The organism is Sphingobium sp. B1D7B (assembly GCF_025961965.1).
In the GTDB taxonomy this organism is placed as follows: Bacteria; Pseudomonadota; Alphaproteobacteria; order Sphingomonadales; family Sphingomonadaceae; genus Sphingobium.
This window is the reverse complement of record NZ_JAOQOR010000001.1, coordinates 1,172,236-1,193,476: the sequence shown is the minus strand read 5'-3', so window position 1 is coordinate 1,193,476 and position 21,241 is coordinate 1,172,236. Positions and strand designations below refer to the sequence as shown.

The window sequence follows — 21,241 nt, the reverse complement described above, 5'->3', positions numbered from 1 at the left end:
TGCGGCTCTGCCTTATTTGACCTGCGGCACATGATTCGGCGCCGCATCTCCTGCGGTCTCGGACGTCGTGCAGGAGAATGATCATGCAGGACATGCTCTGGTTGGGGCTCACCCTCGGCTTGCTGGCCACAACGCTCGGTTACGCGGCGCTGTGCGACAAGGCGTGAGGGAGGCGACCATGACTATCGACCATTGGCTGGCCGCTGCGACCGCGGTCGGCCTGCTCTTCTATCTGGTGGCCGTGCTCGCACGCCCCGAACGCTTCTGATCCGGGAGCGACATCATGACAGTTCAGGGATGGATCATGATCCTCGTCTTTGTCGGCATCTTGCTGGCACTGGCCAAACCCGTCGGCCTGTGGCTCTTCGCGCTGTATGAAGGGCGGCAGACGCCGCTCCATGGCCTGCTCGGGCCACTGGAGCGCGGCTTCTACCGGCTGGCGGGCATCGACCCGCAGGAAGAGCAGGGCTGGCGCCGCTATGCCGTCCACATGCTCCTGTTCAACACGGCGCTGCTGGTCTTCACTTATGCGATCCTGCGCTTGCAGGGCGTGCTGCCCCTCAACCCGCTGGGCCATCCGGGGGTGAGCCAGCCGCTCGCCTTCAACACGGCAATCAGCTTTGCGACCAACACCAACTGGCAAAATTACGGCGGTGAGTCGACGATGTCGCCCCTTAGCCAGATGCTCGGCCTGACGATCCACAACTTCCTGTCGGCAGCGACCGGGATCGCGCTGGCCTTTGCGCTGTTCCGCGGGTTCGCGCGGCGGGAAGCCAAGGGCATCGGCAATTTCTGGGCCGATGTGACGCGGGTGACGCTCTATCTGCTGCTGCCGCTCTGCTGCGTCATCGCGCTCTTCTATATCGCGAGCGGCGTGCCGCAGACGCTGGCGGGGTCAGTCGATGTAACGACGCTGGAAGGTGCGAGGCAGACACTCGCGCTGGGGCCGGTCGCCTCGCAGGAAGCGATCAAGATGCTCGGCACCAATGGCGGCGGCTTTTTCAACGCCAACTCCGCGCATCCGTTCGAGAACCCGACGGCGCTCGTCAACTTCGTCCAGATGCTCTCGATCTTCGTGATCGGGGTGGGCCTCACCTACACCTTCGGCAAGGCTGTCGGGAACAGTCGCCAGGGCTGGGCGATCCTTGCCGCCATGATGCTGCTCTTCCTGGCCGGAACGACCATCACCTACTGGCAGGAGGCAACGGGCAACCCCATCCTGCACAGCCTCGGCATCGCCGGCGGCAATATGGAGGGCAAGGAAGTCCGCTTCGGCATCGCCGCCTCCGCGCTCTTTTCCGTCGTCACCACGGCGGCCTCCTGCGGCGCGGTCAATGCGATGCATGACAGCTTCACCGCACTTGGCGGCCTGATCCCGCTCTTCAACATGCAATTGGGTGAGGTTGTCGTCGGCGGCGTGGGCGCCGGCATCTATGGCTTCCTGCTGTTCGCCATCCTCGCAGTGTTCGTCGCAGGCCTGATGGTCGGGCGAACCCCGGAATATGTCGGCAAGAAGATCGAGGCCCGCGAGGTCAAGCTCGCCGTTCTCGCCATCGCGGTGCTGCCGCTCATGATCCTGGGCTTCACCGCCATCGCCTCGGTCACCGCGGCCGGGCTGGCCGGCCCGCTCAACAAGGGACCCCACGGCTTTTCCGAGATTCTCTACGCCTTCACCAGCGCGGTTGCGAACAATGGATCGGCCTTTGCCGGGCTCTCGGCCAACACGCCTTTCTACAACGGCATGCTGGGCGTCGCCATCTGGGTCGGCCGCTTTTTCGTCATCGTGCCCATGCTGGCGATTGCCGGCGGGCTGGCGGCGAAGACCTACACGCCGGAGACGGCAGGCAGTTTTCCGACCACCGGGCCGCTTTGGACCGGCCTGCTGGTGGGAATCGTGCTGATCGTCGGCGGCCTCACCTTCCTGCCCAGCCTCGCCCTTGGCCCCATCGCCGATCATCTCGCGATGATCCGTGGCCAGCTTTTCTGATTGGAGCCCCTCCATGGCACGCCAAGCGTCCCCATCGCTCTTCAAGACCGATCTGATCGTCCCGGCGATCATGGACTCGGTCCGCAAACTGAACCCGCGCCAGCTCATCCGTAATCCGGTGATGTTCACGACCGCCATAGTGGCGGTGCTCCTGACGGTGCTGCTCATCGTCGGTCAGGATGGCCTTGCCGCCAGCTTCAAGCTCCAGCTCGTCATCTGGCTGTGGCTGACCGTCCTGTTCGGCACCTTTGCCGAAGCGCTGGCCGAAGGTCGCGGCAAGGCGCAGGCGGCGTCCCTGCGGGCGACCAAGGCGGACCTCACCGCCAAACGCCTGAAGAACGGTCATGAGGTCGAGACCGTGCCGGCCAGCGCATTGCGGGTCGGCGACACCGTGCTGGTCGGGACCGGCGGTCTCATCCCATCGGATGGCGAGGTCGTCGCGGGCGTCGCCTCGGTCAACGAGGCCGCGATCACCGGCGAGTCCGCCCCGGTCATCCGGGAGGCGGGCGGCGACCGGTCGGCGGTGACGGCGGGCACCCGCGTCATCTCGGACGAGATCCAAGTGCGCGTCACCGTCAATCCCGGCCAGGGATTTCTCGATCGCATGATCGCGCTGGTGGAAGGCGCCGAACGGCAGAAGACGCCGAACGAAATCGCGCTGACGCTGCTGCTGGTCGGCCTCACCATCATCTTCCTGATCGCGGTCGGCACCATTCCCGGTTTCGCCAGCTATGCCGGCGGCGCCATTCCGGTGTCGATCCTTGCGGCCCTTCTCATCACGCTCATTCCGACGACCATCGCCGCTTTGCTCTCGGCGATCGGCATCGCCGGCATGGACCGCCTTGTGCGCTTCAATGTGCTGGCCAAGTCCGGCCGTGCGGTGGAGGCTGCGGGCGACATCGATGTGTTGCTGCTCGACAAGACCGGCACGATCACGGTCGGTGACAGGCAGGCGACGGCATTCCGGCCAGTCGGCGGGGCGACGCCGGCCCAGTTGGCCGAAGCCGCCCTGCTGGCCAGTCTGGCCGATGAGACGCCGGAAGGCCGCTCGATCGTGGCGCTCGCGCGCGAGAAATTCGGTGAGGCAGCCCGAGCCCTGCCGGCCGATGCGCAGGTGATCCCCTTCACCGCGCAAACCCGGATTTCCGGCGTGGTCACGGGCGACACCACGGTCATCAAGGGCGCTGTCGATGCGGTCCTGAATGCCATGGCAGGCCCGGACAAAAGCCCCGCGGCGGCGGAACTGCGGCGCATCACCGACGAGATTGCCCGGGCCGGCGGCACGCCGCTGGCGGTCGCCAAGGATGGCCAGCTTCTGGGGGCGATCTTCCTCAAGGATGTCGTGAAGGCGGGCATCCGCGAGCGTTTCGGCGAACTGCGCAATATGGGCATCCGCACGGTGATGATCACCGGCGACAATCCGCTGACCGCCGCATCGATCGCCGCCGAGGCCGGGGTCGACGATTTCCTGGCTCAGGCGACACCGGAGGACAAGCTGGCGCTGATCCGCAAGGAGCAGCAAGGCGGCCGGCTCGTCGCCATGTGCGGTGACGGCACCAACGACGCGCCCGCGCTGGCGCAGGCCGATGTCGGCGTCGCCATGAACACCGGCACGCAGGCGGCGCGCGAGGCAGGCAACATGGTCGATCTCGACAGCGATCCCACCAAGCTGATCGAGATCGTCGGCCTCGGCAAGCAGCTGCTGATGACCCGGGGTGCGCTCACCACTTTCTCCGTCGCCAATGATGTCGCCAAATATTTCGCGATCATCCCGGCCATGTTCGTCGTGCTTTATCCGGGGCTGGGCGTGCTCAACGTCATGGGCCTCGCGACGCCGCAGAGCGCCATCCTGTCAGCGATCATCTTCAACGCCCTCATCATCCCGTTTCTGGTGCCCCTCGCGCTCAAGGGCGTGACCTACAAGCCGATCGGCGCGGGGCCGCTGCTGGCGCGCAATCTCGCTATCTACGGCCTGGGCGGCCTGATCGCGCCCTTCGCCGGCATCAAGCTCATCGACCTGGCCGTCAACGGCCTTGGCCTGGCCTGAGGAACAGACGCATGAACAAGGACATTCTCACCGCGCTCAGACCGGCTTTGGTCATGACAGCGCTCTTCGCCCTCCTGCTGGGGCTCGCCTATCCACTCGCGCTCACCGGCATCGGCCAGCTAATCTTTCCGTCACAGGCCAATGGCAGCCTGGTAGAACAGAAGGGCAAGCCGGTCGGCTCGCGCCTGATCGGGCAGGCGTTCACGGCGGATCGCTATTTCCACCCCCGCCCCTCGGCGGCGGGCAACGGCTATGATGGCATGGCATCCTCCGGCTCGAACCTCGGCCCGACCAGCCGCGCGCTCATCGACCGTGTGCAGGCGGACATAGCCACGCTGGAACGGACCAATGCCGGCAAGGCGGTGCCGGCCGATCTGGTCACGGCATCCGGCTCAGGCCTCGATCCGCACATCACCCCGCAGGCGGCCTACTATCAGGTGGACCGGATTGCCCGTGCGCGCGGCTGGGACGCAGCCAGGGTCCGGTCCCTCGTTGACCAGAGCATCGAACAACCGCTGCTCGGTGTTCTGGGTGAGCCGCGCGTCAATGTGCTGGAAATCAATCGACGTCTGGACGGAAACGGCGCTACCACGCCGTCATGAGCGATCCAGACCGCCGCGATCCGGAAGCATTTCTGCGTCAGGCGACGCAGGAGGGTCGCGGCCGTCTCAAGATCTTCCTCGGGGCTGCTCCGGGCGTGGGCAAAACCTACGAGATGCTGACCGACGGTATGCAGCGGCTCACGGCCGGCATCGACGTCGTGGTCGGCGTCGTCGAGACCCATGGCCGCAAGGAGACCGAGGCGCTGCTGATCGGGCATGAGGTAATCCCCCGCCGCGCCGTCGAGCATAAGGGGCACCGGCTCGGCGAGATGGACATCGACGCCATCCTCGCGCGCCGCCCCCAGCTCGTGCTGGTGGATGAGCTGGCGCACAGCAATGCGCCGGGCAGTAGGCATCCCAAACGCTATCAGGATGTCGAGGAGCTGCTGGATGCGGGCATCGACGTCTATTCCACCGTCAATATCCAGCATGTCGAGAGCCTCAACGACGTCGTCGCCTCCTTCACCCGCGTCCATGTGCGCGAGACCGTGCCCGATTCCATCCTCGAAATGGCCGAGATCGAGGTGGTCGATATTCCGCCGGACGAGCTGATCGAGCGCCTGAAAGAGGGCAAGGTCTATATTCCGCAGGAAGCGAGCCGCGCGCTCAACCATTTCTTCTCGAAGTCCAACCTCGCAGCCCTGCGCGAGATGGCACTGCGCCGCGCCGCACAGGCCGTCGATGCCCAGATGCTCGATTATGTGCGCGCCCATGCCCTGGCCGGCAGCTTCGCGGCGGGCGAACGCGTTCTGGTCGCGATCAGTGAAGTCACCAGCGCGCAGGGCCTCGTCCGCGCGGCCAAGCGGCTCGCCGATGCGCTCAAGGCGCCCTGGTCCGCCGTCCATATCGAGACGCAGCGCAGCCTCTCCTTTACCCCCAAAGAGCGGGAGCAACTGGCCGACACCATGGCGCTCGCATCCCGCCTCGGCGCCACGACTGCGACGATCCCTGCGACGTCCGTCGTCGAGGGGCTGAAAGATTATGTGGCCGACGCCCGCGCGACCCAGATCGTGATCGGCAAATCGGCGCGCCCCTGGTGGTTCGAGCTGCGCCATGGCTCCGTTGTCGACAAGCTGGTGCGCGAGATCGGGGATGTCGCGGTGCATGTCCTGCCCGGCGATGCCGTCACGCCCGGCCCGCAGGCGGTGCGCCAGCGTTTTCGTCAGGGATGGGGTAAACCGTCCCACTATCTCTGGTCGGCGGTGATGATCGCCGCGATGACGGCGCTCGGCAGGCTGCTCATCGAGGCGATCGACCTCAGCAATATCGCGCTCATGTACCTCGTGCCCGTCATGTTCGCCGCCGCCAGCTATGGCCTGCGGGCGGGGCTGGTCTCCGGCCTGCTTTCGAGCCTCGCCTATAATTTCTTCTTCCTGCCGCCGACCGGCACGCTGACGGTCAATAATCCTGAGAATGTCGTCAGCATCCTTGTTCTGCTGGGTGTGGCGATCGTGACCAGCCAGTTCGCCGCGCGCGTCCGCGCCCAGGCCGATCTTGCCCAGTCCAGCGCGCGCCAGAACGCGGCGCTCGCAGGGTTCTCGCGCCAGCTCACCGCCTCGGCGAGCCAGGAGGAGCTGATGCACGCCATCTGCGCGGAAGTCGGCCGCCTGCTCCAGCTGCGCACCGTCCTGCTGCTCCCGTCACGCGATGGGCCGCAACTGCGCGCAGCGGTGCCACCGGAGGATCGGCTCGAACAGATCGAGAAGGCCGCCGCGCAATGGGCGATGGACAATGAGCAGCCGGCCGGGCGCGGATCCTCCACGCTCACCGCGTCGGACTGGCTGTTCCATCCGCTGCGGACCAAGCGCGGCGTGCTCGGCGTGCTAGGTCTGGCCCGCGAAGACGCCGGGCCGCCGCTGCGGTCCGATCAGGTTCCGCTGCTGATGAGCCTGCTCGATCAGGCCTCCATCGCCTTCGATCGCATGGCGCTGGAGCAGGAAATGCTCGATGCGCACCAGATCAGGGAACGCGACCGGCTGCGCTCGGCGCTGCTCTCCTCGGTCAGCCACGATTTGCGGACGCCGCTGACGACCATCCTCTCCGCCGTCCACGAGTTGAAACGCCAGCATCCCTCCGATCTGCTCGATACCGTCGATGCCGAAGCGCAACGGCTGAACCGCTTCGTCGCCAACCTGCTGGACATGGCGCGGGTGGAAGCGGGCGCCCTGCCGCTCAAGGTCGAGCCGACCGACCTCTTTGATGCTGTCGCCGGCGCCGTGCATGATACGCGCCAGTCCCTGCAGGGCCATGCGGTCGAGGTGGAGATCGCGCCCGACATTCCGCTGGTTCGTGTCGACCCGACGCTGCTTCACCACTGCCTCATCAACCTGCTGGATAATGCCGGCCGCTATGCTCATCCCAGAACGCCCGTGATCGTGCGCGGCCAGCGCCTGCCCGATGCGATCGCCCTGTCGGTGGTCGATGAAGGGCCGGGCATTCCGGCGGGTGCAGAAGCGCGGGTGTTCGATACCTTTACGCGGCTGGAAGGCTCCGACCGGGCCAAGCATGGCACCGGCCTTGGCCTTGCCATCGTGAAAGGCTTTGCCGAGGCCATGGGCCTGACGGTGTCCGCCGCCAACAATGCCGAGCCGCGCGGCGCCGCCTTCACGATCATGATCCCGCAGGCGCTGATCATCTCCGACGTCCCCCACGAGGATCTGCTATGAACGTCCGTCACAAGGTGCTGATCGTCGATGACGAGCCGCATATCCGCAAGCTGATCCACACCGCGCTGGCCCGCGCCGATTACGCCATCGTCGAAGCGGAGAATGCGCGTGAAGCGATGGAGAAGCTGAAAGAGGAGCGGCCGGACATCAGCCTCCTCGATCTGGGACTGCCCGACCGCGACGGCCTCGAACTGGTGCCGCTGTTCAAACAGCAGTCGGACACGACGCTGATTATCGTGTCAGCCCGCGACGCGACGGACCAGAAGGTCGCCGCGCTCGATCTGGGTGCCGACGATTATCTGACCAAGCCGTTCGATACCGACGAGCTGCTGGCGCGCGTGCGCGTGGCGCTGCGCAATCGCATGGCCAAGGAGGGCGGCGTGTCCATGGTGCGGGCGGGCGACGTGGAAATCGACCTTCTCAACAGGATCGTGCTGAAGGCGGGGAAAGAAGTGCACCTGACGCCCAAGGAATATACCGTGCTCGCCCAGCTCGCCAAATTCCCCGGCCGCGTGATCACGCATCAGCAGATCATGGCCCATGCCTGGCCGCACGAAAAGGCGCATCATGTGGAGTATCTGCGCGTGCTCGTCCGCACGCTGCGCCAGAAGCTGGAAGCCGATCCCCAGCGTCCCCGGATCATCGGCAACGAGCTTGGCATCGGCTATCGTCTGCGCTTCAATGTGGAAGGCGAGACAGAGGAGTTCGCCGCAGGAGACACAGCGGCGAGGCTCGGCGGATAAGGAACGGGCAAACCGCTGCCGGATCAATCCAGCGCGGCTGCCTCCCCGATCTGCGCCAGAGCTGCGGCTCGTTTGCGCTCACTGCATGGGCACAGCAGTGCATCGCCAATCAGCAGCAGACGTTCGTCGGGGCGGGAGACGCTCATGACAACCGTGACCAGCGTCTCCTCGCGCAGGCCGGCAGCTTATCAGATCGCGGCGGTATCACGCGTTGTGATTCCATCCACCCTCCTGGCCCGCCGCGCGCGGATCAACGCCCGGTCAACGGGCGCGTCTTGGCGTGGGAGCCGGGCCAGTCGAAGCCGTCTTGCGGCTCCGTCTTCGGCGCGACCGGCTCGAAAGACGTCGCGGCATTCACATCGCCGCCCCGGTAACGGGTGAGCATGGGATAGGCATAAAGCGGCCGATGGCGTACCACCCCATCGTCAAGGCGCGCGCTGGCCACCACGGTGTCCGGCGCCTTGCCTTCTTCCACCCACAGCACCACCGCGCCCAGGAAATCCTGATCATAGGGGATATAGCCGCCCGCGCAGTGATAACCGCCGGGCACGAGGAACATGCGGGCGAAGGCGCGGGCCGCGTCCAGGCCACCGGCATGGTCGCGCACGGCCTGATAATAGTCGAGCATACCATAAGCGCCGGCGGCATTGTCCGCAACGCCCTGCCACATCAGCAGCTTGCCGCCCGCGTCGCGGAAGGCCGAGAGGTCCGGGTTGCCGGCATCGTAGAGTTCGCCCCCCTTGAGCAGCCGCTGCAGGCTTTCGCGGGAGAAGGTCCAGTCGCGCCAGGTGAAGTCGGCCGGGAGTTCGCCTTGCAGCAGCAGATATTGCAGGAAGGATTGTGCCGCGAACTTGCCCGTCTGCGTCGGCGCGCCGCGGCCAACCCAGCCCAGTTCGGCGCCATAAGGCGCGCCGCCGGGGAAGAGCGCCTGACCGCCGACATCGGTCGGGCCGCGATAATAAGCGCGGGCAGCGGCAACCTGACCGGCATTGAGGCAATTGGCCTGCCCCGACGCGCCCGGACGGCAGGCGAGCTTTGCCGGGTCGTATCGGCAGCGGCGCGGATCGTCGATCTGGCCATCGGTGATGCCATCCAGCCCGTCGCAGGCCTTGATGACGGCGGCGTGCAGCAGGTCGACAGCCTGCGGCGTGAAAATCTCGCGCCCATCGGGATAAAGCCCCTGCTGCGCTTCCCACAGGAAGAGCTGCATCGCCGCCGGCATGGCGACCGACGAGCCGGCCACGACGCCATCGAAGTCATCCGGATAGCGCTGGACCTCCATCAAGGCTTCCCGCCCGCCGCCCGAGCAGCCGACGAAATAGCTGTAAGCCGGCGGCGCGCCGTAAAATTGCGCAACGATCGCCTTGGAGGCAACGGCAACGGCATGGGCCGCCTTGTGCGCGAACTGCTCCCGCAATTCCGGCGCGCCGACCGCCCATGTGCCATCGCCGATGCCGGCACTGTGATGGCCGCCATTGTTGAAGGCGACGGCAAAGCTGCCATCGGCGATATGGGCGTTGCTGCAGAGCGGCGTCACCTCGCGGCCGATGACTCCGCACATGCCCCCGCAGCCCCCTTGCAGGAACCGCCCGGCATAGCCGGCCATCGGCAGTCGGAGCTCAAACTCGGTCTGCGGCGCCGTATAAGCCTTGACGAGGCAGACGCCCGGTGTCGCCGCGCTGGCGCCTTCCACCGTCGCCGAACGCACGCGATAGACGATGTCCTCCGCTTGCTGGGAGACCGGCTTGACGAGGTCACCGCAGGGCATTTGCGGCGCACTGGCCGGGCGAGCCGGGAGCGTGAACGGCGTGGCCTCGCTCTTCGGCGCGGCCATAGCGTGCGGCGCGGCGACAAGGGCTGACAGCACAAGCAGCAGGATAGCCAGCACGGCCTGCGTGGCAGGGCGAGCGGACGTCACAGCCCGGACCGGGAAGGCCTCAGGCATAGCGGGCAATCAGCGTCTGCTCGGCACCGAGCGGATCGGCGCTGGCGGCATACTCAGTGTCGAAAATCATCGTCATCCGCTGGTCCTGTCCATAAGCCGGCCAGAGCGGCAGGCAATCGCCATTCGGATCGCCGGTTCGCGCGAAATTGGCCCAATAGCGGCTCATGCCGTCGGCCAGATGCTTGGCATTGGCCATGCGCTCGCCGACGCTGCCATAGCTTTCCGTTACCATATCGAACACCATCGGCACCTCGATGCCGTGGGGGCTGCGCATCCGCCCGCCCTGCGCCGGGGACTGCCAGTTGACGAGATAGGCATAGGCCGGCTTCGTCGCGCCCGCCGCGCGGGTTTCCGCGACGATGCGGGCATTGCGGCCCATGCCGGCCTCGGTCGTGATGGCGAAGAAGATGTCGCTCGCCGTGGCCTTGGGGTGCAGCTTGCGGAACCCTTCGATCAGCGGCGCAGGCGATGCCACGCGGCCTTCCAGCGCCGCCGGCAGATTTGTCCAGTCGAGATCGAAGGCGCCGGGCGGCGGGAACAGCACGGTCGTCTCCGCACTGGTATGGCCGACCATCACCGGAATGTCGGGCGAGACCGCCGGAAGATCGGGCGCAAACGGTGTCCGCGCCACGACGGTGCCATCGGCGACCAGCCCCGGCCCGCGCACCGGATTGCCGCCGGTGATCTCCTGCAGGCCGGCCAGCAGGCGCTCGATGGGGATGGCGCGTAATGCCTCCACGTCCCCGGCCCGCACGCCCACGGCCTTGCACAGGGAGGCAGTGATGCGCTCCGCCTCGTCGCGCGCGACAGTGGTAGTGCCAAAGCCGCTCTGCAGGATCGCGCGATGGAACAGCCCCTTGGCCGCCGGCATCGCCATCAGCCCCGCGACCTTGAGGCCGCCGCCGGAGTGGCCGAAGATCGTCACATTCTGCGGATCGCCACCGAACGCGGCGATATTGTCGCGCACCCACTGCAGGGCGGCGACCATATCGAGCTGCCCCGGATTGGCGGCGACGCTGCGATCGCGGGTGAGATCGCCGAAATAGAGATAGCCGAACAGGTTGAGCCGGTGATTGACGGCGACGACGACGACATCCTGCCGCGCCGCCAGATTGCGCCCGTCGGTGACCGGCGTCGCGCCCGAGCCCACCGCCAGGCCGCCGCCGTGCAGCCACACCATCACCGGGCGCTTCTTCCCGTCGGCAAGGCCCGGGGTCCAGACATTGAGCGCGAGGCAATCCTCGCCCGAGGCCTTCGGCTCGCGCCATGAGGAGAAGCCCGGCCCGTCCGGCCCATCGGGCAGTTGCGGGCTGCGCAGGCCATAGTCGAGCGCATCGCGCACGCCGCTCCACGCCGCAGGCGGCTGCGGGGCGGCAAATCGGTTCCGGCCCGCCGTCGAGGCGCCATAGGGAATGCCGCGGAATACATTGACGCCATATTCGCACCGCCCGCGGACCTGCCCGTGCGTGGTCGTTGCGATCGGTGCCGCTGCGGCCAGCGCGGGACGGGCAAGCAGTCCGCCCAGCCCCGCCGCACAGCTTATCGAAAAAGCCCGGCGGCTGATGCCTTTGGCCGGAAAAGCATCCTCGCGCATTGCGCCCTCTCCTTAAAAAGCGAAAGCCCCGGCCGAGGTCGGGGCTTTCAGGATTTGATCAGAAGACGACCCGTGCGCCCATGCGGTAACGGCGCCCGACATTGTCGTAGTAGACGGCGTTGTTGTTGCCGTTCCAGTAGGGCGGCGGCATCACGTCGAACAGGTTGTAGACGTTGGCGAACAGCTCAACCTTCTTGCTGCCTTCGCTCATCAGGTCGAACGTCACGCCGACGTTCGTGTAGAAGCGCGACGGCACGCGGTTGGTGTTGATGCTGTTGGGCAGGGTGATGCTGTAACCGGCATCTTCCGGGCCGATCAGCGTCGCATCATATTTACCGCTCGAGAGATAGCGGCCCTGCAGGTTCACACCCAGGCGACCCATATCGAGGCTCACCATGCCATCAAGGATCCAGGACGGGATACCGGACGCGCTGTTGTCCCCGGCGCGATCGATGCCCGGCAGGGCGCTGTTGGTGAAGTCGATCGTGTGGGTGGCGAGCAGCCGGAAATCGACCGAACGCTCACCGCCGAACGGCAGGTTGTAGCCTGCCTCGAAGTCGACGCCGCGCAGCTGCTGACGATTGAGGTTCAGGAAGAGAACCGAAATCGTGTCCACGAAGTTGTTGGCGTCGCGCTGGACCAGCGAGCAGACATCGGCAGCACCCGTCGTGTTGCAGGTGTTGAGGATGACCTGCGCCGACAGCGTGGCAATCGCATCGTTGATGCGGATGTTATAGTAGTCGGCAGAGAAGCGCAGGCCCTGCAATGCGCCCTGCGGCTGCAGGGTAAAGCCAGCGGTGAACGTGTTGGCCGTTTCCGGACGCAGCCGGACATTGCCGCCGGTGAGCACGTTCATGAACTTCTCGGCGCCCTTGACCGTATCATAGAACACGCCGACCCCGCTGACGGGCGTCGTGAACAGCTCGGACGTGTTGGGCGCACGGAAGTCGCGCGAGTAGGTCGTCCGCAGCATCGCCCAGTTGACCGGCTTGTAGGTCGCGCCGACCTTCCACGTGGTGGCGTTGAACGTGTTGCTGCCTGCGGCGCCTTCGTTCTTGTAATGGGCCTGGCGGATCGCGCCGTTCAGGTCCAGCGACCCGACAGCGCTCTCGCGCAGCAGGGGCACGCCCAGCTCGACATAGCCTTCGACAACGCTGGTGTTACCGGCCGACGGCGTCTGGTTGAACACGTAGAAGCCGTTGGCGGCCGAAATCGGATCGACCCTGATGTCGAGCGTGTTGCGACGCCCTTCCACACCGACCGCGAAGGCGACCGGGCCGGCCCAGGTCTCAAACGGCGTGCCGTTGATGTTCACAGCGCCAGCAAGCTGGGTGTACTTGTTGTCCTGCCAGGTGGTGCCGAAGGCGTAGTTCTTCGCGGCCTGCGAATATTGGCCCTGACCCAGGATGTTGAGCGCGACGCACGACGGATCGTTATTGTTGGGATTGCTGTCCGCATTGATCCGGCAGATCGGGCCATTGGGGCCGGCCACCGCGTCGACGGCATTGGCGTAGCGCGCATTGATGCGATTGTTGATGGTGTTCTGCTTGTAAGCCGTCTCACCATATTGCGCATGGGCATCCCATGACCAGCCGCCGCCCAGATCGCCCTGTGCGCCGCCGACGATGCGATAGGTGTCGCGGATCGACGTGCTGTCCATGCGGCCGAAGTCGACGCCGAGCTTACCAACGCTGATCGCGGCGATGCCGTTGTTCTGCATCGTGGTACGGATGGAGGCGGGCAGGAAGGGATTGTCGACGGCAATGTTGGAAGCCGCACGAATTTCCGGGCCCCGCGTGAAGCCATCGACATGGCCGTAGCTGCCTTCGAGGAACGCGGTGAAGGCTGGCGAGAACTCATATTCCAGATGCGCGAAGGTGTTGTAGCGCGTCACCGGGATGGAGAGGAGCGGATCGTCGAAGAAGGCGTTGAGGCCTTCGCCCGAGCCGCCCTGCTGGAAGAGACCGCTGGCGTTCTGGCCGTAGACGAACTGCGTGGGCGAGCCATTGGGGCCGAACTGAATGCCGTCCAGCACGCCGCCGCGCGCCGGCGTGGACGTGCCTGCGCCGTTGATGGTCGCGGTGATAAGGCCGCCCGGGGTCAGTGTCGCGGTGCGCATGCCGGTGATGATGTTGTGAGCGGGACGACCGCCGAGGCCCGGCACGTTGGTCAGGTCGCCCACTTCATTGCCGCAGAAATCGCGGGTGTAGCAGCCACCGGTGCCTTCGTCCTTGTTATACTCGGCGCCGAAGATGAAGCGACCGCGATCATCGGCGAAGCGCTTGCCCGCGCCGATCTGCCAGAAATACTGGTCGCCATCGCCGCGATCGGTCACGCCGTAGCCGGCCGTCGCCTTGAGCCCATCGAGACGCGTGTCGAGACGCAGGTTGATCACGCCCGAGACAGCGTCCGAACCATAAGCAGCCGACGCGCCGCCGGTGACGATTTCCGTGCTGCGGATCAGCAGGGTCGGCATCATGTTGAGGTCGATGCTGCCGGTCGAGGTGCTGGGCGTGAAGCGCCGGCCATCGAGCAGCACCAGCGTGCGCGAGGCACCGAGACCGCGCAGATCCGAGATGCGGGCGCCGGCATTGGCCGGGAAGATGTTCTGCGTGTTCGGCGTGCTGGACGGCCGGAAGGACGGCAGCTGGGCCAGCGCCTCACCGACGGTGGGCGACGCGATCTTTGCGATCCGGTCCGCATCCATCACCGTGACCGGCGTCGGCGCGGTAAAGCCGGTGGCGCTTAGGCGCGTGCCGGTAACCACGATGCTTTCGGCGTCGGCCTCATCGGCCTGGGGCGCGTCCTGCGCCATCGCCGGCACGCTTGCCGCCACCGCACAGATTGCTGCCGTGATCAGCAGAGAATCGCGCAATCCGCGCGTTTTGGCTGAGACTCGCTCGTTCATAACATCCCCTCTTTCGGACAATTGCGCCCGCCTCCCTGGCGAGCATGCTCGATTCAATCGATTGCAGACCATTATCTGTCAAATGTTGTTGAGATGTCAATATATGATGTAGAAACTTCAACAAATAGCGTGGGCGCTGGCGGCAGATTTTGGTGCTTTCCGTTGAAATCACGCCAATTTTCTGAGCCGGAATTTTCGGTCAACGGCCATTATTTGTCGGCGTAATTGGAGGCGGGACGGCATCAAGCTGTCACGATCACCGCCGAGCCGCCGGGATCGTTAATTCGCGCGTAGATAAAAGCCAACCCGGAGGCTCGCGGCCTCTGGGAATTTAGCAAGATACCCGTGCGTAGCTTATGCCGATCTCATTCCCACTCGATCGTGCCCGGCGGCTTGCTGGTATAGTCGTACACCACCCGGTTGATACCCTGCACCTCGTTGATGATCCGCGTCGCCACGCGGCTGAGGAAGGCGGCGTCGAAGGGGTAGATGTCGGCCGTCATGCCGTCGGTGGAGGTTACCGCCCGCAGGGCGAGGACATTGTCGTAGGTCCGCCCGTCGCCCATCACGCCGACGCTGCGCACTGGCAGCAGCACCGCGAAGGCCTGCCAGATCGCGTCATAGAGCCCGGCGTTACGGATTTCCTCGAGGTAGATGGCGTCCGCCTTGCGCAGCACGTCGCAGCGCTCTTGGGTCACCTCACCGGGGATGCGGATCGCGAGGCCGGGCCCAGGGAAGGGATGGCGGCCGACGAAGATGTCCGGCAGACCAAGCTCGCGGCCCAGATCGCGCACCTCATCCTTGAAGAGTTCGCGCAGCGGCTCGACCAGCTTCATGTTCATGCGCTCAGGCAGGCCGCCGACATTGTGATGGCTCTTGATCGTCACACTCGGCCCGCCGGTGAACGAGACGCTCTCGATCACGTCCGGGTAGAGCGTGCCCTGCGCGAGGAAATCCGCGCCGCCGATCTTGCGGGCTTCCTCCTCGAACAGGTCGATGAACGCCTTGCCGATGAACTTGCGCTTGGCTTCCGGATCGGTGACGCCGGCGAGGCCGCCGAGGAAGGTCTCGCTCGCATCCACATGCACCAGCGGGATGTTGTAATGCCCCCGGAATAGGCTGACGACCTGCTCGGCCTCGGCGTGGCGCATCAGGCCGTGATCGACGAATACGCAGGTCAGCTGCTCGCCGATCGCCTCATGGATCAGCACCGCGGCAACCGCTGAATCCACGCCGCCGGACAGGCCGCAGATCACCCGGCCCGAGCCGACCTGCTCGCGGATTTCCTTGATCTTTGTCGCGCGGAATTCCGCCATCGTCCAGTCGCCGGCACAGCCGCAGACATGGCGCACGAAATTGGCGATCAGCTTGCCGCCGTCGGGCGTATGCACCACCTCGGGGTGGAACTGGGTGCCATAATAGCGCTTCTCGTCATTGGCGATGAGCGCGAAGGGGGCGCCGTCCGAGGTCGCGACGATGCGGAAACCGGGCGCGAACTTCGTCACCTTGTCGCCATGGCTCATCCACACCTGATGGCGCTCGCCCGTCTCCCACAGCCCGTCGAACAGCACACAGGGCTCGGTGACGGTAAGGAAGGCGCGGCCGAACTCGCCGCCCTCGCCCGTCTCATGGCCGGGCCGCACTTCACCACCGAGCTGGTGGCTCATCACCTGCTGGCCGTAGCAGATGCCGAGGATCGGCAGGCCGCTCTCGAACAGCTCCTGCGGCGCGCGCGGGCTGCCCTCGTCGCACACGCTGGCGGGCGAGCCGGAGAGAATGATGCCGCGCGGCTTCATCCGCTGGAAGGCGGCCAGCGCCTGCGTGAACGGGGCGATCTCGGAATAGACCCCGGCTTCGCGCACGCGACGCGCAATGAGCTGCGTCACCTGGCTGCCGAAGTCGACGATGAGGATGGAATCGGGGTGAGCTGAGGAATGTGCTGACATGGGCAGCGGATAATCCGCGCCATGGAACCTGTCCAGCCTTGGCGGGCAACATAGATGGGCAAGAGAGATCAGGCGCGCGGGAGACTTGTGGCCTCGGGCTCGTTACCTCTTCATGCTGTTCGACGATCTCTTCGGCCTCGTGCGCGTGGCGGTCATCTCCGTGCTCGCTTATGCGCTGCTCGTCTTCGTGTTGCGAATGGCGGGGAAACGCGCCCTTTCCAAGCTTAACGCGTTCGATCTGGTGGTGACGGTCGCACTGGGTTCCACGCTCGCAACCGTGTTGCTCACGCAGGATGTCGCCCTGGCGGAAGGGGTGCTGGCCTTTGCGATGCTGGCCGGTCTGCAATGGCTGGTGTCGCGCCTGTCTGTCGCCTCATCCACCTTCAGCGGGCTGGTGCGCAGCCAGCCGCGCCTGCTGCTGCGCGATGGTGCATATCTTGAGCGCGCCATGGCAGCCGAGCGCGTCACTCGGGCGGAGATCGACGCGGCCATCCGCAGCGCCGGCTTCGGACGGCGGGCGCAGGTCGCCGGGGTCGTGCTGGAGACCGACGGGAGCATGAGTGTCATCGGCCGTTCGGACGGGCCGGATGATCTGCTTGTCGGGCTCTCCGAATAGCAGGCTTGGACATGGATGAAGACCCTCGCGAACGCTCCCAAGACACGCTGTCGGACGATAATGCCCGGACGGAAGATCGACTGGACTTCGCCGAAGATCGCACCGTCCTTGCCCATGAGCGCAGCTTCGCCAGCTGGGTGCGAACAGGGCTCGCCGCCATCGGCATCGGCCTTGGCTTCCGCGCGCTCTTTCACACGCTTGAACCGGCCTGGGTCCCCAAGACGATCGCCAGCAGCTTCATGCTGGTCGCCATCGTCATCTTCATTCTGGCGACCCGGCGGGCCATGGCGATCCGCGAGCGGCTGGAGCCGGATCGCGCGGCAGCGCTCCAACCGGCCCGCCTGCGTCTGCTCGCCGGCGCGCTGGTGATCACGACCGGCGGCTTGATGCTGGCCATCTGGCTGCTGATCTGAGACCGGTCCGGTCAGGGTCAGCCGAAGGTGACGCCGTCCACCCGGCCATCGTCCCAGATGCAGCGGAAACTGCGCAGGCGGCCTTCGCCGGCCCTGAAGTTCGACCGCATGCTCAGCGTGCCGGTCACATCCCAGCCGGAACCGAATGGCCGCGCGCCGGTGATGTCCCGCACCTCGGCATAATTGCCGTCGCGCGAGGCCTGATCGCGCGCCGCGATGGCGCAGGCGTCGACCGCCGCGTCTTCATCGTCCAGCGCCTGACCCGCGGGGCGCCCATCATAGCCGTCGTCATAGCGGTCATTGCGATAGTCGCCGGCGCGATCATCATAGCGCGGATCATAACCGCGATCGCCCGGGCGGCGCGTGGGATAGCGCTCCGCATCGCGCTGCCTGGCAGCCGCCGTCGCGATCGCTGCGATCAGCCCGACACCGATGATCGCGCCGATGACGGTGCCGCTATTGTCATGGCCGCGATGATGGCGCGGATACCGATCCCAGCGGCCGTCATAGCCGCGCGCAGAGGCGGGCGTCGCAGAGCCCATGACCATCGCCCCGGCCGCAGCGGCCAAGGCAAGTTTGGAGTGAACGTTCATCGGCGGATCGCTTCCTGGCAACACCGGCAACAGCATCGCCGGCCAGAGCGTTATCGCACCGGGCCGATGAGCGCGGGCTGAATAGCGGCCGAGCCCGCACTGGCGCCATCTGTCGGAGCGCTGGAGCGGCCAGACCGCTGCCGTAGCGTCAGGCCGGTCCAATAGGCCGCGAAGCTGTACATATCCGCATATTCGTCCACGATTTTGTCGGTCGGGCGATTGATGCCATGGCCTGTGCCGGTGTCCACGCGAATCAGCCTTGGCCTCTCGCCAAGCGGCGCCGCCTGCAGGGCTGCGGCATATTTGAAGCTGTGGCCGGGCACCACCCGGTCGTCGCTATCCGCCGTGGTCACCAGAATGGCGGGATAGTCCGCCTCACTGCGGATATTGTGATAGGGCGAATAAGCCAGCAGCGTGCGGAAATCCGCCTCCCGGTCGGGCCGGCCATAATCGTCCACCCAGAAGGCGCCGGCCGTGAACTGGTCGAACCGCAGCATGTCCATCACGCCGACACCCGGCAGGGCGGCGGCGAACAGGTCGGGCCGCTGATTCACCACGGCCCCCACCAGCAGGCCGCCATTGGAGCGCCCCTCAATGGCCAGCTGGTTGTCGCCGGTGTAGCCCTGGCCTTTGAGATATTCGGCCGCTGCGATGAAATCATCGAAGGTCGTCTGCTTGTTGGCGCCCCGCCCGGCATCGTACCAGGCCTTGCCGAACTCCCCGCCGCCCCGCACACCGGCAATGGCGAGCACGCCGCCCTTCTCGACCCAGGCAAAGCGGGTGGGCGAGAAGCTGGGCGTTTGCGCGACATTGAAGCCACCATAGCCATAGAGCAGCGTCGGCGCAGGCGTGCCCGAGTCGGCAAGGGCGCGCCGCCGCACGATGAACATCGGCACCGCCGTCCCATCGCGCGCGGGGTAGAAGACCTGCTCCGTCACATAATCCGCCGGATCGAAGCCGAGCGCGGAGCGGGCGAAGATGCTGGTTTCGCCGGTCTCGACATTGAAGCGGTAGATCGTCGGCGGCTGGGTGAAGCTGGAGAAGGCGTAGAAGGTTTCCGGATCGCCGGGCCGGCCGCTGAAGCCTGCGGCTGCGCCCAGCCCGGGCAGCGGCACATCGCCCTGACGCTTGCCGGCGAGATCCGTGATTTCCGCGACGATTCGCCCATCCACGATGTACGCAAGCACGAGCCGGCTGCCGATCATCGATCCACCGGCCAGCGTCTGCGGCCGCTCCGCGACGACCTCGGCCGGGCGGCGGCGCGGGTGACCGGCATCGATGGTCACGATCCGTCCGTTGGGCGCCCTTGCGTCCGTGCGGAAATAGAGCCGATCGCCAAGCTGGCCGATCATCTGCCACGCATTGCGCAGCCCCCGCACCAGCGTCACGGGCCGGGCGTCCGGCACGGTCAGCGGGATCAGCACCAGTTCGGCGGTCTGCTCGGTGCCCATTTTCGAGCTGATCAGCAGCCAGCGACCGTCCGCCGTCACCTCGGCGCGGTGAAGCAGCCGGGGCCGATCCGGCGTGGCATAGACCAGCCGGTCCTGCGCCTGCTCTGTGCCCAGCGTGTGAAACCAGACCTGCTGGTTCTCGAACGAGGGATCACGCCCGCCCTCGGTCGGCGCGGCAAAGCGCGCATAATAAAAGCCGTTGCCCTCGTGATTCCAGGCCAGCGCCGAATAGCGGACCCAGGCCACCTGGTCAGGCATCAGGGCGCCGCTCTCGACATCCAGCACCCGCACGGTCCGCCAGTCGCTGCCCCGCTCCTGAAGCGCCAGCAGCAGCGCGCGCCCGTCCCGCGAAGGCAGCCACTCGGCGAGCGCCACCGAGCCATCGGTGGAGAGCCTGTTGGGATCGATCAGCAGACGCTCCGCCCCATTCACGCCCTCGCGCACATAGATGGGCGAGAAATTCTCGCCCTTGCTGCGCGTATAGAAATAGCGCTCGCCAGCCTTGCGCGGATTCCCGAAGCGCTCATAGCCATGCAGCGTCGCCATGCGGGCGCGCAACGCCTCCCGGCCCGGCAAGGATTTGAGGTAGCGGAAGGTGGTCTCATTCTCCGCCGCAATCCACGCCTGCACATCGGCATCGTGGCGCGGGTCGCCCTCCAGCCAGCGATAGGGATCGGCGACGGGCACGCCAAAATGCGTCTCGGTCAGGTCGAGGCGGCGGGCTTGCGGGTAGCGAAGCGCTGGCAGGCGGGGCGCCGGGCCGATCCGCAGCGCACCCGGCTTAGCGGCAGAATCCACGGCCCGACCCGCGGCTGCGTCCGTCGTGATGACGACGGCGGCGTCCTCGGCCGCAGCAGCGCCCGGCTGCGCCTGCACGGGCAGCGCCATGAAGGCCAGCAGCAGGGCGGCAACAGGCAGGCGAAAGGAAACGGCCAACATCCTCAATGCCCTTGGGAAAACGGGCTTGCGGCGCGCGATAGCCCTGCGGCCGCCCGCGTGCAATGGCGCAGGACAGGGCGGTGAACTCTCTGGGGGCTGGGGTGTTGTGTGAAGGGGGGGGACGGACACGGAGCACCAGCATGACCCTGAAGGCCCTCGCCCTCAACTGCACCCTGAAAGCCGATAGCAGCGAACCCTCATCGACGGACGCGATGATCGCGGTTCTGGCCGACGCCTTCGCCGAACATGATGTGACACTGAGCGAAACCGTGCGCGTTGCCGCGCTCAACATCCTGCCCGGCGTCACCTCCGATGAAGGCAAGGGCGATGACTGGCCAGCCCTGCGCGAGAAAATCCTGGCACACGACATCCTGATCTTCGGCGGGCCGATCTGGATGGGGCAGATCTCCAGCATCGCCAAGCGCGTGCTGGAGCGGATGGACGCCTTTCTGAGCGAGACGGATGATGCGGGCCGGATGCCGAGCTACGGCAAAGTCGCCGTCGCCGCCATTGTCGGCAATGAGGATGGTGCCCATTTTTCCAGCGCGCAGCTCTTCCAGGCGATGAACGATGTCGGCTGGACGATCCCCGCCGTCGCCGCCTGCTATTGGGTGGGCGAGGCGATGGGGAGCACGGATTTCAAGGACCTCAAGTCGACACCCGAACCGGTGAGCAAGACCGCCGGCATGGTGGCATCCAATGCCGCGCACCTCGCGGGCCTGCTGAAGGATAGCCCCTACCCCGGCTGACAGGCCGGATGCCAGCCGCCACCCCAGTCGGCATTCCAGCCG

The 21,241-nt window shown here is 66.1% G+C and carries 15 protein-coding genes; 9 read left to right on the top strand and 6 right to left on the bottom strand.

Features of this window, described 5'->3' with window-relative positions:
• Positions 1-178 precede the first annotated feature (178 nt).
• The 6 genes from M2336_RS05530 to M2336_RS05505 are packed head-to-tail and all read left to right on the top strand — an operon-like array spanning position 179 to position 8,045.
• Positions 179-268: a potassium-transporting ATPase subunit F gene (locus M2336_RS05530; protein WP_181560703.1), complete on the top strand. Its 90-nt coding sequence runs from the start codon at positions 179-181 to the stop codon at positions 266-268.
• 15 nt (positions 269-283) lie between these two features.
• Entirely contained in the window at positions 284-1,987 is a 1,704-nt protein-coding gene (gene kdpA, locus M2336_RS05525; RefSeq protein WP_264574262.1) for a potassium-transporting ATPase subunit KdpA, read from the top strand.
• Positions 1,988-2,000: 13 nt separating this feature from the next.
• A complete protein-coding gene (gene kdpB / locus M2336_RS05520; protein ID WP_264574261.1) occupies positions 2,001-4,034 on the top strand; it encodes a potassium-transporting ATPase subunit KdpB in 2,034 nt (677 codons plus the stop codon).
• Positions 4,035-4,045: 11 nt separating this feature from the next.
• Positions 4,046-4,636, top strand: coding sequence for a potassium-transporting ATPase subunit KdpC (kdpC, locus tag M2336_RS05515; protein WP_264574260.1), 591 nt, complete (start codon positions 4,046-4,048; stop codon positions 4,634-4,636).
• The gene (locus M2336_RS05510) at positions 4,633-7,302 is read left to right on the top strand and encodes a sensor histidine kinase (protein WP_264574259.1); all 2,670 of its coding nucleotides are present in this window, start codon (positions 4,633-4,635) and stop codon (positions 7,300-7,302) included. The genes kdpC and M2336_RS05510 overlap by 4 nt, the downstream gene beginning before the upstream one ends.
• The gene (locus M2336_RS05505; RefSeq protein ID WP_264574258.1) at positions 7,299-8,045 is read left to right on the top strand and encodes a response regulator; all 747 of its coding nucleotides are present in this window, start codon (positions 7,299-7,301) and stop codon (positions 8,043-8,045) included. The genes M2336_RS05510 and M2336_RS05505 overlap by 4 nt, the downstream gene beginning before the upstream one ends.
• Before the next feature lie 250 nt (positions 8,046-8,295).
• Here the strand turns inward: M2336_RS05505 and M2336_RS05500 are convergent, their stop codons facing one another.
• The 4 genes from M2336_RS05500 to guaA all read right to left on the bottom strand — a co-directional run bounded on the left by M2336_RS05500 (position 8,296) and on the right by guaA (position 16,438).
• On the bottom strand, positions 8,296-9,990 hold the full coding sequence (locus M2336_RS05500) for a tannase/feruloyl esterase family alpha/beta hydrolase (RefSeq protein ID WP_264574257.1): 1,695 nt from the start codon (positions 9,988-9,990) through the stop codon (positions 8,296-8,298).
• Positions 9,983-11,584, bottom strand: a complete 1,602-nt coding sequence (locus M2336_RS05495) for a carboxylesterase/lipase family protein (protein ID WP_264574256.1) — start codon at positions 11,582-11,584, stop codon at positions 9,983-9,985. The genes M2336_RS05500 and M2336_RS05495 overlap by 8 nt, the downstream gene beginning before the upstream one ends.
• Before the next feature lie 58 nt (positions 11,585-11,642).
• A complete protein-coding gene (locus M2336_RS05490) occupies positions 11,643-14,492 on the bottom strand; it encodes a TonB-dependent receptor domain-containing protein (RefSeq protein WP_264574255.1) in 2,850 nt (949 codons plus the stop codon).
• A gap of 365 nt (positions 14,493-14,857) precedes the next feature.
• Positions 14,858-16,438, bottom strand: a complete 1,581-nt coding sequence (guaA, locus tag M2336_RS05485) for a glutamine-hydrolyzing GMP synthase (RefSeq protein ID WP_181560712.1) — start codon at positions 16,436-16,438, stop codon at positions 14,858-14,860.
• An 85-nt stretch (positions 16,439-16,523) separates the two neighbouring features.
• Between guaA and M2336_RS05480 the strand changes: the two genes are divergently transcribed.
• Complete coding sequence (locus tag M2336_RS05480) at positions 16,524-17,054, top strand: DUF421 domain-containing protein (RefSeq protein ID WP_264574254.1); 531 nt, start codon at positions 16,524-16,526, stop codon at positions 17,052-17,054.
• A gap of 11 nt (positions 17,055-17,065) precedes the next feature.
• Entirely contained in the window at positions 17,066-17,467 is a 402-nt protein-coding gene (locus tag M2336_RS05475; protein WP_264574253.1) for a YidH family protein, read from the top strand.
• Between the two features lie 17 nt (positions 17,468-17,484).
• Here M2336_RS05475 and M2336_RS05470 read toward each other — a convergent pair whose 3' ends face one another.
• Together M2336_RS05470 and M2336_RS05465 are read right to left on the bottom strand one after the other, a co-directional pair.
• On the bottom strand, positions 17,485-18,060 hold the full coding sequence (locus tag M2336_RS05470) for a hypothetical protein (RefSeq protein ID WP_264592637.1): 576 nt from the start codon (positions 18,058-18,060) through the stop codon (positions 17,485-17,487).
• 50 nt (positions 18,061-18,110) lie between these two features.
• Positions 18,111-20,450, bottom strand: coding sequence for a prolyl oligopeptidase family serine peptidase (locus M2336_RS05465; RefSeq protein WP_264592636.1), 2,340 nt, complete (start codon positions 20,448-20,450; stop codon positions 18,111-18,113).
• A gap of 140 nt (positions 20,451-20,590) precedes the next feature.
• Between M2336_RS05465 and M2336_RS05460 the strand changes: the two genes are divergently transcribed.
• The gene (locus M2336_RS05460; RefSeq protein ID WP_264592635.1) at positions 20,591-21,199 is read left to right on the top strand and encodes a flavodoxin family protein; all 609 of its coding nucleotides are present in this window, start codon (positions 20,591-20,593) and stop codon (positions 21,197-21,199) included.
• The last annotated feature ends 42 nt before the right edge of the window (positions 21,200-21,241 follow it).